General features: G+C 72.0%; 11 protein-coding genes. 5 read left to right on the top strand and 6 right to left on the bottom strand.

All coding sequences use genetic code 11. The features are described from left to right. Positions 1-93 precede the first annotated feature (93 nt). Positions 94-540: a nitroreductase family deazaflavin-dependent oxidoreductase gene (locus tag ABD987_RS20830; protein WP_345395847.1), complete on the top strand. Its 447-nt coding sequence runs from the start codon at positions 94-96 to the stop codon at positions 538-540. Here the strand turns inward: ABD987_RS20830 and ABD987_RS20825 are convergent. The 3 genes from ABD987_RS20825 to ABD987_RS20815 all read right to left on the bottom strand — a co-directional run bounded on the left by ABD987_RS20825 (position 487) and on the right by ABD987_RS20815 (position 2,765). Then, positions 487-738: a hypothetical protein gene (locus ABD987_RS20825; RefSeq protein ID WP_345395844.1), complete on the bottom strand. Its 252-nt coding sequence runs from the start codon at positions 736-738 to the stop codon at positions 487-489. The genes ABD987_RS20830 and ABD987_RS20825 overlap by 54 nt on opposite strands. Before the next feature lie 94 nt (positions 739-832). Beyond that, positions 833-1,489 (bottom strand): response regulator, encoded by a 657-nt coding sequence (locus tag ABD987_RS20820; RefSeq protein ID WP_345395841.1) that lies wholly within the window; start codon positions 1,487-1,489, stop codon positions 833-835. Between the two features lie 100 nt (positions 1,490-1,589). Further along, on the bottom strand, positions 1,590-2,765 hold the full coding sequence (locus tag ABD987_RS20815; RefSeq protein ID WP_345395838.1) for a sensor histidine kinase: 1,176 nt from the start codon (positions 2,763-2,765) through the stop codon (positions 1,590-1,592). A gap of 153 nt (positions 2,766-2,918) precedes the next feature. On the opposite strand from ABD987_RS20815, the gene ABD987_RS20810 reads away from it, so the two are divergent. Genes ABD987_RS20810 through ABD987_RS20800 form a run of 3 tightly spaced genes read left to right on the top strand, consistent with a single transcriptional unit; the run spans position 2,919 to position 7,161 of the window. Further along, the gene (locus ABD987_RS20810; protein WP_345395835.1) at positions 2,919-3,665 is read left to right on the top strand and encodes a response regulator transcription factor; all 747 of its coding nucleotides are present in this window, start codon (positions 2,919-2,921) and stop codon (positions 3,663-3,665) included. Further along, positions 3,640-5,139 (top strand): ATP-binding protein, encoded by a 1,500-nt coding sequence (locus ABD987_RS20805; protein ID WP_345395832.1) that lies wholly within the window; start codon positions 3,640-3,642, stop codon positions 5,137-5,139. Before ABD987_RS20810 ends, ABD987_RS20805 begins: the two co-directional genes overlap by 26 nt. A 51-nt stretch (positions 5,140-5,190) precedes the next feature. After that, a complete protein-coding gene (locus tag ABD987_RS20800) occupies positions 5,191-7,161 on the top strand; it encodes an ArnT family glycosyltransferase (protein WP_378214179.1) in 1,971 nt (656 codons plus the stop codon). Positions 7,162-7,163: 2 nt separating this feature from the next. Here the strand turns inward: ABD987_RS20800 and ABD987_RS20795 are convergent, their stop codons facing one another. Then, complete coding sequence (locus ABD987_RS20795) at positions 7,164-8,336, bottom strand: FAD-dependent oxidoreductase (protein WP_345395829.1); 1,173 nt, start codon at positions 8,334-8,336, stop codon at positions 7,164-7,166. 815 nt (positions 8,337-9,151) lie between these two features. Continuing rightward, positions 9,152-10,228, bottom strand: a complete 1,077-nt coding sequence (locus ABD987_RS20790) for an RNA polymerase subunit sigma-70 (RefSeq protein ID WP_345395826.1) — start codon at positions 10,226-10,228, stop codon at positions 9,152-9,154. Positions 10,229-10,458: 230 nt separating this feature from the next. On the opposite strand from ABD987_RS20790, the gene lysA reads away from it, so the two are divergent. Beyond that, entirely contained in the window at positions 10,459-11,802 is a 1,344-nt protein-coding gene (gene lysA, locus ABD987_RS20785) for a diaminopimelate decarboxylase (protein WP_345395823.1), read from the top strand. Here the strand turns inward: lysA and ABD987_RS20780 are convergent. Beyond that, positions 11,799-12,395 carry a hypothetical protein gene (locus ABD987_RS20780; protein ID WP_345395820.1) on the bottom strand — a complete coding sequence of 199 codons (597 nt, stop codon included), beginning with the start codon at positions 12,393-12,395 and terminating at the stop codon, positions 11,799-11,801. The genes lysA and ABD987_RS20780 overlap by 4 nt on opposite strands. Positions 12,396-12,442 lie beyond the last annotated feature (47 nt).

Raw genomic sequence — 12,442 nt, 5'->3', positions numbered from 1 at the left:
TCAAGAGCACTGCTCTTGACTCGAACCACCGTCTAGTGTTCACTGCTCTTAACAGAGAGCACTGCTCTCGCTTTCCGAACCGAGGAGGACGACATGGACGTGCGCTACGTGGAACCGGGCAAGGCCACCGCGGTGTTCAACCGGGTGATCCAGGGCCTGACCAAGCTGGGCCTGAGCGTGTGGGGCAGCAGGGTGCTGGTGGTCAGGGGACGCAAGAGCGGCGAGCCGCGCTCGGTGCCGGTCAACCTGCTGACGCTGGACGAGAGCAAATACCTGGTCGCCCCGCGTGGGGAAACCCAGTGGGTGCGCAACCTCCGCGCGGCGGGCGAGGGCCAGCTCCGGGTCGGCCGCCGCGCCGAGACCTTCGGCTACCGCGAGCTGAGCGACGACGAGAAGCCCGCCGTGCTGCGTGCCTACCTGCGCCGCTGGAAGTTCGAGGTCGGCGTGTTCTTCGACGGCGTCGACGACAAGGCGAGCGACGACACGCTACGCGGAATCGCCCCCGGATACCCGATCTTCCGCGTTCTTCCCCGCGGCTGAGGGCGGCCGGGGCGCCCGCCTGGTCGCGGTCGCGGCGACCAGCACGACGCCGACGAGGAACGCGGCGAGCCCGATCAGGAACCACAGCTTCTGCCCGGTCATGAAGCTGCCCTCCAGCACACCGATGCCCTGGAGCACCCAGACCGCGCCGACCAGGACGAGCACCACCCCGGCCGCGAGCCCGATCCAGCGCTTCATCGCCCAGCTCCTCCCGTCACCGGCGTCCAGTTTCGCATCGTCGGGGCCGGGAGGCGAGCCCGTCACCCCGACCATCCACAAAGGACGAACCGGGTCATCGCCCGTCGACGAGATCGTTCCGGTAGGCGTACACCACCGCGTGCACCCGGTCGGGCAGGCCAAGCTTCGACAGCACCCGTGACACGTGCGTCTTCACCGTCTCCTCGCCGACGTGCAACCGCCGCGCGATTTCCGCGTTGCTGCAGGCGTTCGCGATGAGCAGCAGCACCTCGCGCTCGCGGGAGGTCAGCCGGGCCAGCTCGGGCGGTTCGGCGGCGGGCGGTTCGAGGCTGCTGGTGAACTTCGCGACCAGCCGCCGGGTCACCGACGGGTCGATCAGCGCGTCCCCGCGCGCCGCGACCCGCATCGCGGCCACCAGTTCCTCCGGCGCGAGGCTTTTCAACAGGAACCCGCTGGCCCCCGCGCTCAACGCCCGGTAGACGTACTCGTCGGCGTCATAGGTGGTCAGCACGAGCACCCGGGTGTCGTTGCCCGGCGTCGCGAGGATCGCTTCGGTGGCCGCGAGCCCGTCGAGGCGGGGCATCCGCACGTCCAGCACGGTGACGTCCGGCCGCAGCCGCGCGGTCTCGGCCACCGCCTCCCGGCCGTCCGCGGCCTCGCCGACACACGCGAAGTCGGGCTGGGTGTCCAGCAGCGCCCGCATCCCGGACCGGAACATCGCGTGGTCGTCGGCCAGCAACACCCTGATCATGCGCACTCCTTGTCGTACGCGAGGCGACTCACGTCACCTCGGCGCCCTGCGGGACACCCGCACCCGGTCGGCGACACGAGCGGGCTGCGCGATTGTGTGCTCATGTCACCTCCGTCGGGAAACTCACCCTGACCCGCCAATGCCGCCCGTCCGGCAGCTGACCGTATTCGACCTGCCCACCGAACAACGTCACCCGCTGCCGAATCCCGCTCAGCCCGTGGTGGGCGTGGCTCGATGCCGGGACGGGACGGGGCTCGCGAAGACCGTTGGTGACCGTGAGGACGAACTCGGTGCGCCGGTGGTCGAGTTCCAGCTCGACCGGCGCCGCGCCGTGCCGCAGCGCGTTCGTCAACGCCTCCTGCGCGATCCGGTACAGCGCGATGTCCAGCGAATCCGGCAGTTCCCGCTGCTCCCCGCGCACGATCACCCGCGCGGGCAACCCGGCGGCGCGGACAGTGTCGAGCAAATCGTCGAGGTTTCCCAGCCCCGGCTGCCGGTCCGGGGACTCGGGGCCGGTGGCGTGCAACAGGTCGAGCAGCCGCCGCAGATCGGCCATCGCGGCCCGGCTGGCCGATTCGACGGCGCCCAGCGAGCGGCGGACCGCGCCCTCGCCGTCGGCGGGCAGACCCAGCCGCGCGGCACCGGCGTGCACGCCGATCGCGCTGACGTGGTGCGAGATCACGTCGTGCAGATCGCGGGCGATGGTGCTGCGTTCCTCGGCCACCGCGCGGCGGATCGCGTCCGCCTCGTTCTGGCGGCGGTGCTCCGCCGCCAGAACGAGGTCGGCGATGTAGGCCCGCCGCGCCGTCGTGTAGCGCCCCACCAGCCACGGCAGCAGCCCGGACACCGCGACGCCGATCGCGAGCAACCGCCAGTCGGTCGCGGTGCGGCCGCCGCCGAGCAGTTCGCTCACGGACAGCCCGGCCAGCACCGCGGCCAGCGCGAGGACCGCGGGCACCGTCCGCAGCCAGGCACCGGACCGGTATCCGGCGATGAGGACGCCCGAATTGTTGACGAGGATGTAGCCCCGGCAGTCGCAGAGCAGCAGCGGGGCGGCGACCAGCAGCAGTGCGTGCGCGAGCGAGACCCAGCCCGCGTACCGCGCGGGACCGGCCAGCGCGGCGTTGACCACGATGCCCGCCAGGAGCAGCACCCACGCGCGCCAGCCCGCCTCCGGGAGGGGACCGCGCAGGACGAACATGCCGGCGTCGGCGACCAGGCAGACCAGCGCGACCAGTACCGACTGCCGTGTCAGTGAGCCGCTGATGTCCCGCACCCGGCCAACTCTGCCCTAATCCGGCACGTCCCGGTGGCGGCCGGACAGGGGCGACCGGCCGTGGGTGACGTTCACCTGTTCAGGTACCGCTCACAGGGAACGCACAGCCGTCCCACAGTGAAGACTCACCCGCGCGCGTGAGGATGGGGCACCATGAGCGCTATGGACGCGACTGCGCACGGCAAGACCGAGCTGCGGCGTGCCGACGGGAGCCCGGTGCGGGTGCTGGTCGTCGACGACGAACACACTCTGGCCGAGCTGGTCTCGATGGCCCTGCGGATGGAGGGCTGGGACGTCCGCAGCGCCGGTGACGGGGCGGGCGCGGTACGCGTGGCGCGGGACTTCCGGCCCGACGTCGTCGTGCTCGACGTCATGCTGCCCGACTTCAGCGGCCTCGAAGTGCTGCGCAAGATGCGTGCCGAGGCGCCGAACCTGCCGGTCCTGTTCCTGACCGCGAAGGACGCCGTCGAGGACCGCATCGCCGGGCTCACCGCGGGCGGCGACGACTACGTGACCAAGCCGTTCAGCCTCGAAGAGGTCGCGCTGCGGCTGCGCGCGCTGCTGCGCCGCGCGAACGGCGTGCTCGGCGCGAGCGGCTCGACCCTCGTCGTCGGCGACCTCACCCTGGACGAGGACAGCCGCGAGGTGCACCGCGGCGGCGATCTCGTCCCGCTGACCGCGACGGAGTTCGAGCTGCTGCGGTACCTGATGCGCAACCCCAAGCGGGTGCTGAGCAAGGCGCAGATCCTCGACCGGGTGTGGAGCTACGACTTCGGCGGCCAGGCCAACATCGTCGAGCTCTACATCTCCTACCTCCGCAAGAAGATCGACGCCGACCGCGAGCCGATGATCCACACGATGCGCGGCGCCGGGTATGTACTCAAACCCGCCGCCGGCTGAGCGGCCGCCCGGCCGGTCCCGCCGCGCGTGGTCGTTGCGGCGGCGGCTCATCGTCCAGCTCGCCGCGCTGCTCACGCTCGTCTGCCTCGTCGTCGGGGTGCTGACGGAGTTCGCGCTGCGGGAGTTCCTCACCGGACAGCTCGACAACCGGCTCACGGCGGCGAGCGACCGCGGGCTCAAGGGCCCCGCCGACCGGTCGCCGTGGAACTCCGGCGGGCGCCCGCCACCGGACCCGTTGCGGGTGCTCGGGCAGGGCGAGGGCACGCTCGCCGTGCAGGTGGTGCACGGATCCACCGCCAACGGCAAGGTGCTGCGTTCCCCCAAGGGCAAGATGGACTTCCAGGAGGTGGCTCAGGAGGATCTCCGCGTTCTGCTGATGACGCCGCCGAACGGGAGCAAACGCACCGTCGACCTCACGATCGGCAAGTACCGGGTGGTGGCCGGGCACAACAGCAAGGGCGACTTCACCCTGGTCGGGCTGCCGATGAAGGACCTGACCGAAACCCTGTGGCGGCTGGGGTTCATCTTCGCCGCCGTGGCCTTCGGCGGGCTGGTGCTGACCGCGGCGGTCGGCGCGGCGACGATCCGCCGCACGATGAAACCGCTCGACCGGCTCGCCGCGACCGCCACCAAGGTGTCCGAACTGCCGCTCGACCGCGGCGAGGTCGCGCTGCCGGTGCGGGTGCCCGATGTGGACACCGATCCGCGTACCGAGGTCGGCAAGGTCGGCTCGGCGCTCAACCGGATGCTCGGGCACATCGCGAACGCGCTGGCCGCCCGGCACGCCAGCGAAAGCCGGGTGCGCCAGTTCGTCGCCGACGCCAGCCACGAGCTGCGCACCCCGCTCGCGGCGATCCGCGGCTACGCCGAGCTGACGCGCCGCAGCCGCGAGAACGTGCCCCCGGACATCGCCTTCGCGATGAGCCGGGTCGAGTCGGAGTCCGCGCGCATGACGACGCTGGTGGAGGATCTGCTGCTGCTCGCGCGGCTCGACTCCGGGCGCCCGGTGGTGCACGAGCCGGTGGACCTTTCCCGGCTCGTCGCGGACGCGGTCGCCGACGCGCACGCGGCGGGGCCGGAACACCGGTGGCTGCTGGACGTTCCCGGCGAGCCGCTCGAAGTGCTCGGCGACGCGGGGCAGCTGCACCAGGTCGTGATCAACATCCTCAACAACGCGCGGGCGCATACGCCGCCGGGCACGACGGTGACCGCCGATCTGTCCACTCAGGACGGTGTGGTGCGGCTGGTGGTCGCCGACGACGGCCCCGGCATTCCCCCGGAGGTACTGCCGGAGGTGTTCGAACGGTTCGCGCGCGGGGACAACTCGCGGTCACGCGCGGCGGGCAGCACGGGCCTCGGGCTGGCCATCGTCGCCGCCGTCGTGGCCGCGCACCGCGGCCGCGTGAGTGTCCAAAGCCGACCCGGCAGGACGGCGTTCGAGATCCTCTTCCCGGTGGCGCCCGCGCACAGCTAGGCCACAGGTAGCCCACAACCCGGGCACAAGCCCGCCCGAAAGGGTGGCGACATGAGTGCCCCCGCCATGACCCCGCCGTACACCGGAGAGCCGGCGCCGGACCGGGCCGCCACGGTCCGGCCGCGCTGGGTGCGGCCCTCGGTCGCCGCGCTGCTGCTCGGGACCGCGCTGCTCTACCTGTGGAACCTCTCGCTCAACGGCTGGGGCAACGACTTCTACGCGATGGCCGTGCAGGCCGGGACCCAGAGCTGGAAGGCGTGGTTCTTCGGCTCGCTCGATCCGGGCAATGTGGTCACCGTGGACAAACCGCCGCTTTCCCTGTGGCTCATGGGTCTTTCCGGCCGGGTCTTCGGGTTCTCGTCGTGGAGCCTGCTGCTCCCGGACGCGCTCGCCGGGGTGGGCTCGGTCGGCCTGCTGTACCTGGCGGTCCGGCGGCTGGCCGGGCCGGGTGCCGGGCTGCTGGCCGGCTCGGCGCTCGCGCTGACGCCGGTCGCCGCGATGATGTTCCGCTACGACAACCCGGACGCGGTGCTCGTGCTGCTCCTGGTCGCGGGCGGCTACTGCGTCGTACGAGCGCTGGAGAAGGCGAGCACGAAGTGGCTGCTGCTGGCCGGGGTCGCGATCGGTTTCGGTTTCCTCGACAAGATGTTGCAGGCGTTCCTCGTGCTGCCCGCGTTCGTGCTCTGCTACCTCGTCGCCGCGCCGACGTCGCTGGGCCGCCGGATCCGGCAACTGCTCGCCGCGGCGGGCGCGGTGCTCGTCTCGGCGGGCTGGTGGGTCGCGGCGGTCGCGTTCTGGCCCGCCTCAGACCGGCCGTACATCAGCGGGTCGACGAACAACAGCGTGCTGGAACTGGCCTTCGGCTACAACGGACTCGGCCGGATCTTCGGCAACGAGCACGGCGGCGGTGGCGCCCGCGACACGGCCCGCGCGGGAGGCGAGCTGCTCCGTGGCGGTGGCGGGCCGGGGTTCGGCGGTTCGACCGGCATCACGCGGCTGTTCGGGTCCGAATTCGGCACCGAGGCGTCGTGGCTGCTGCCCGCCGCGCTGATCGGGCTGGTCGCCGGGCTGTGGTTCACCCGCCGCGCGCCGCGGACCGACCGGACGCGGGCCGCGCTGCTGCTGTGGGGCGGCTGGCTGGTCGTGACGGCGGTGGTGTTCGGCTCCATGAGCGGCATCATCCACCCGTACTACACCGTCGCGCTGGCGCCGGGGATCGCCGGGACACTGGCGGTGTCGACGCGGGAACTGTGGCGTGGCCGGGCCAATCTCCCCGCCCGCGCGGTGCTCGCGGTGATGCTCGCCGTCACGGTCGCGTGGAGTTTCGTGCTGATGACGCGGGCCGCGTCCTGGCAGCCGTGGATCCGGTACACCGTCCTGGTCCTCGGCGTCGTCGCGGTGTTCGCGCTGTTGTTCGGCGCCGACCGGTTCCGGCGGCTCGCCCCGGCTGTCGCCGTCGCCGGGCTCGTCGCCGCGTTGCTCGCGACCACCTCGTTCACGGTGGCCACCGCCGCGACCCGGCACTCCGGCGGGACGCCGTCGGCGGGACCCGCGGCGCTGGCGGAGAAGTCGCGTGGCGGCGCCAGGACGGAAGGTCCGGCGCGGGTCGCGGACGGCCGCGCGCCGGCGAACGGCCGCGCGGGCGCGGGCGGTCGCGGCGGTTTCGGGGAGACCGCGAACGCCCAGGTGATCGCGTTGCTCAAGGCGGACACCACCAGCAGGTGGGCCGCCGCCCAGCCGAGCGCGAACGCCGCCGCTTCGCTCGCGCTCGGCAGCGGACGCCCGGTCATCGCGATCGGCGGGTTCAGCGGCAGCGACCCGGCGCCGACGCTCGCGCAGTTCCAGCGGTACGTCTCCGCCGGCCAGGTGCACTACTACGTCGCGGGCGGGCGCGGCGGCGGTCCCGGCGGCGCCGGGCGCGGCACCGCCGGAACGATCAGCACCTGGGTAACACAGCACTTCACGTCGATGAAGGTCGGCGGCACCACGGTGTACGACCTGACCAAGCCACTGGCGAAGTAGCCTCACGCGGGCAGCGGAGCCTGCCCCAGCCGCAGCCCGCCGAACCGGGCGGAGGTACGGACGGCGTCGAAGCCGTAGTCGATCATCGCGGTCTCGTACGCACGCAGCGCCGGGATGAGTTCGGCGCCGTCCGCGACCTCGACGAGCCGGGCCGCGAGCGTGTCCGCGTCGCGCAGGGCGATGTTCGCGCCGATCCCGACGGCCGGGCTCATCGCGTGGATGGCGTCGCCGAGCAGGGTGACGGCGCTGGTGGGCCACGGCGGATGCGGGACGCTGGAGCGCATGAAGATCGGGAACACCGTCTCGGCGTCGGTCAGCTCGACCAGCGCGCCGACCGCCGGATTCCACTCCCGCGTCATCGCCACCGCGGTGTCCCGCAACTGCCGCCCGGTCGCGGCGCGTAGCTCTTCGTCGGTGTAGGGCAACAGTTCGGCGCGGGCGCCGAACAGGCACATCACGTAGTCGTCGGTATCGGTCAGCGCCAGCTCCGGGGCGAGTTCCGCGAGCGCCTCCTTCGCCGGACGCCGGTAGTGCACCGGCGCGATGCCGACATGCTGATGACCGGGGCCCGCGACACCGGCGTAGAGCTGGAACAGCTCCTCGGGGATCAGCGCGGCGGTCTCCGGGGTGAGCGGGAACCGGCCATACAGAATGCGCACCCCGGTGTCCATGACGCGCGCTTCCGGCAGATATTGCCTTCGTACCACCGAGTTCACCCCGTCCGCGCCGACCAGCACGGCGCCGGTTTCCCGGGACCCGTCCGCGAACAACGCGGTCACCGAGCCGTCGCCCTCCGTCCGATAGCCCGTACATTCACGCCCGAACGACACGACGTCGTCGAGGCCGTGAAGCAGGATTTGCCGCAGCGTAAGACGATTCACCGCTACATTCCGATCCACAGTGGACAGTTCGGCGCGCCGTGCGCCGAGGAAGACGGCGCGGGACGGGGAGGAACTGGTCTCCCACACCAGTTCGCTCAGCTGGGGTGGCAGCAGCCGCCCCAGCGTGTCGAGCCCCTCCGGGGTCAGCCGCAGCCGATATCCCTGCATCCGGACGTCGGGCGACGCGTCGCGCTCATGGACCGTGACGTCGACGCCGCCGCGGCGAAGGCCCTGTGCGAGGGCGAGCCCGCCCAGGCCGGCGCCGATGATCAGTACCCGCGGTTTTTCGGACATCACAAAGTCCCCTCTGGTGAAGCGGCAAGGAAAGGGACGCCCTGGACGCACCGGGATCGATGCGGGTACGAGCGCGAAGCGCCGCCCGGACTACCTACCGGGCCGTGGCTTTCGACGTCCTCGGCCACCATAGCTTCCGCCGGAACCGAATTGTCAAGCACCGATTTTCCCGGCAGGGGAACGGCTCACCCCACGCGTTCGGCGTCGGCGGCCGGCGGGCATTCGGGCAGCTGCGCGTGGGTGGGTGTCCGCCCGCCACTCCTCCGTGTGGCTTCGGCTGTTCCTGGTGGCGGGCGACACGACTGATGATCATGCTTCTGCGTGTCCGGAGCCTTCCGAGCGCATCCGGACACCAGGAAACCGTTGCAAGAGATGAGGTTGTTTCGTGAACAAGCTGACTCGTGTTGCCATGCGGGTGCTCCTGCCCGCAGCAGCTGCCGCCGCGGTGATCGGCGGTGCCGCCGGTGCCGCCGGCGCTGCTCCCGATGTCCCTGCCGCGTCGCAGAGTGTCCAGCCCCGCCAGGCGGGGTCGCTCCTCGGAAGTATTCCCATCATCGGGGGCATGCTGGGCGGCGGAGGTGGCGGCGGAGGTCTCCCGCTCCCGATCTGATCCGCGCGACGCCGGGCGCCGCTGCTACGTACCGGTGTCCGCGTGGACGTGGTGGATGGCAACCGCGGCAGCACCGATCGGCTGGCCGGTCTCGATGGCATCGCGCAGCTGCCGCACGGCGGCGCGGATCTCGGCGCCCGGCCGGTTCTCGCCGCAGCCGGGCGCTCCCTCGCCGCAGCGGGGGAGCGCCCGCCAGGAGAACGGCTCACCCCACGCGTTCGGCGTCGGCGGCCAGCGACGCCGGCAACCCGAACGACGGGAACACCGCGGGCACGAAATTGACCACCTCGGCCACCTTTCCCTCCACAATGGACAGTACGTCCAGCGCGAACGGCTCGAACCGGCCGCCCGCCGACGGCCACCGGATGTAGGTCGCGACCGCGGGTTGCCCGTTCGCGCGGGTGAACCGCATCGCGAAGTCGAGCGCGTCGGGACCCCGGAGCGCGGGTGCCCAGCCCTCCAGCACCTCCGCGAGCCCGCCGTACCAGGTCGGCTCCGGCCCCATCCAGCCGCCAGCACCGGCCTGGTGACCGCACCGGACGTCCTCCCGCAGCAGCTGGGCGAGCGCGTCCTCGTCGCACTCCACCACCGCGGTCATGTACCGCCGCACGACGGCGCGCTCGTCGGCACTGGGCTCCGCGGCGGGACGCCACTGCGCACGACGGGTGGGCAGGTGCTCCTTCAGCTCCGCACGGGCCCGCTGCAACGCGGAGTTGACCGACGCGGGCGTGGTTTCCAGTAACGAGGCCGCTTCCTTGGCTGTCCAGCCGAGCACGTCACGCAGGATCAGCACCGCACGCGTCCGCACGGGCAGGTGCTGGATGGCGGCGAGGAACGCCAGCTCGATCGTCTCCCGCGCGACGGCGACCGCGTCCGGTTCGCCCGCCTCGTCGGCCGCCGGTTCCAGCAGCCGGTCCGGAAAGGGCTGCAACCACGGGACGGCGACGGCGGGTCGTGGCGCGAGGTCGGAGTCCCCGGCGACCGGCAGGTCGAGCGCGGGCACCGTGCGCGGGGTCCGGTCCAGGAAGTCGAGGCACGCGTTCGTCGCGATCCGGTACAGCCAGGCCCGGAAGCTCGCCTCGGCCCGGTACGTCCCGCGCCCGCGCCACGCCCGCAGGAAGGTCTCCTGGACCTGGTCCTCGGCCTCCTCGTACGAGCCGAGCATCCGGTAGCAGTGCACCCGGAGCTCGCGCCGGTACCGCTCGGCCAGCCCCCCGAACGCCGCCTCGTCCCCGGCCTTCGCCGCCGCCACGACCGCCTTGTCCACGTCACCCGTGATCATCCCGATCCCTCCGCCCAGCTGTGTGTTCACCATGCCCGGTATGACGGTGAACGGCGGGAAAACTCAGCACTGCGCAGGTCAGACGGGGTGTGGCCGAAGTTACTCGCCCGTTAAGGACGCGTCAGCGACTGGCCCCGGAGTGTCAGGAGCATGTCGACGGCGGCGGCATCGCGGCGAAACCGGGCGTTGGCTGAGCACGTGTCCGATACGACCGACGCACGGAGGTAACCGTGACGCTCAGCGAGCTCCTGCCCAGCCTCGGCTGCGAGGCCGCCGACCATCTCGAACCGGGTCTGTGGCCGCGGAGCACCTCCCTCGGCGAGAACGGTGAACTGCTCTTCGCCGGCGCGCCGGTGAGCCACCTGGCCGCCAGGTTCGGCACCCCGGCGTTCCTGCTCGACGAGCTCCAGATCCGCGACACCGCGCGGGCCTACCGCCGCGCGCTGCCGGAGGCCGAAGTGGCCTACGCGAGCAAGGCGCTGTGCATCCGCTCGGTGCTGCGCTGGGTCGCCGAGGAAGGCCTTTCGCTCGACACCTGCTCGGCGGGCGAGATCGCCGCCGCCCGGTCGGTCGGCTTCCCCGCCGAGCGGATCCTGTTGCACGGCAACGCGAAGACGCCCGAAGACCTCAAGGCCGCGCTCGCCTACGGCGTCCGCCGTATCGTCGTCGACTCGCTCGACGAGATCGAGGCGCTCGGCGCGCTCGCCCACGGCGCCCAGCAGGTCATGATCCGGGTGACACCCGGCGTTTCCGGCGACACCCACGCCAAGATCACCACTGGCACCGAAGGGCAGAAGTTCGGTTTCTCGCTGCGCGAGGACGTCCACGACAACGTCGGCCGCGCGGTCGCGGCGGTGCTGGCCCAGCCGGGCCTGCGGCTGGTCGGCCTGCACTGCCACATCGGCTCGCAGGTGTCCCGTGTGGACCGTTACGAACAGGCCGCGCGGCGGATGGTCGACGTGCTCGTGCGCGTCCGCGAAACCCACGGCGTCACGCTGCGCGAACTGGACCTCGGCGGCGGCCACGCCGTCCCGTACCTCACCGGCGACCCCCACTTCGACCTCCAGGGCTACGCCCGCCGGCTGCGGATCGCGCTCGGCTACGAATGCTCGCGACACGAATTCCCGTTGCCACGCTTGACGATCGAGCCCGGCCGCGCGATCGTCGGCCCGGCCGGGATCACGGTGTACCGGGTGTGCGCGGTCAAACGCGGCAGCCGGACGTTCGTCGCGGTCGACGGCGGCATGAGCGACAACGCGCGTCCCGCCCTGTACGGCGCCGGATACACCGCGCGGCTCGTCGGCCGCCACACCCGCGCCGCGCGGCAGCCGGTGACCGTCGTGGGGCGGCACTGCGAATCGGGCGACATCCTCGCCGACGACGTCCGCCTGCCCGCCGACGTCCGGCCCGGCGACCTGCTCGCCGTGCCCTGCACCGGCGCCTACCACCACTCGCTGGCCTCGAACTACAACCTCGTCGGCCGTCCGCCCGTGGTCGGTGTCCGCGACGGGATGGCCACGCTGCTCGTCCGCCGGGAAACCGAGGAGGACCTGCTGCGCCGCGACATCGGTTAACCCAGCGCGGTTTCGACGCGGGCGGCCAGTTCCAGCACCGCGGGCGCGCCGAGCGTCCACCCGGTGGGGTTCGCGCGATGCAGGGTGCGCACGAACAGGACGCCACCCTGCGCGTGCGGCTCGATCGAGAGCAGCCGTTCCACCGCCCAGCGGTGGTTGCTGTCGGGCCCGGCCTGGGTGGGCGCGAGCGTGGTGGCCTGCTGCACCAGGTCGAAGTCCTCGTTGAGACGGCTCGCGACCGCCGCGTCACCCTCGAACGGCACCGCCCTGGTACCACGCGGCGCGCCCAGCGCGGCACGGCCGGACACCGCCACCCGCAGTGGAACGGCGTAGAGCAGGGTGCCAAGGCCCAGACTGCGGCGGAGCGCGGAGCCCCCGCTCATGATCGCGGCGCGGAGTTCGAACGGCCGGGGCGCCCGCGCGTCGACGTACCCGAAACAGTGCGTCGGCGCGGGCATCCCGCTGAACCTTTCCCTTGGCGGCAGCAGGCTTCCGGCGGGTACCCCGTCGCTGTCGCCGGGAAGCGTCATGGCGGGCGGGGATTCCCCGAGACCGAGTTCGTCGCGGAGAGCACGGGCGAGATCGGCGGTCACGTTTTCCGGATCGCTACGCCGACCGGTCCAAACGGCTGCGGGCATGA

The organism is Amycolatopsis samaneae, assembly GCF_039541975.1.
In the GTDB taxonomy this organism is placed as follows: domain Bacteria; phylum Actinomycetota; class Actinomycetes; order Mycobacteriales; family Pseudonocardiaceae; genus Amycolatopsis; species Amycolatopsis samaneae.
This window is presented reverse-complemented; position numbering and strand designations above follow the sequence as displayed.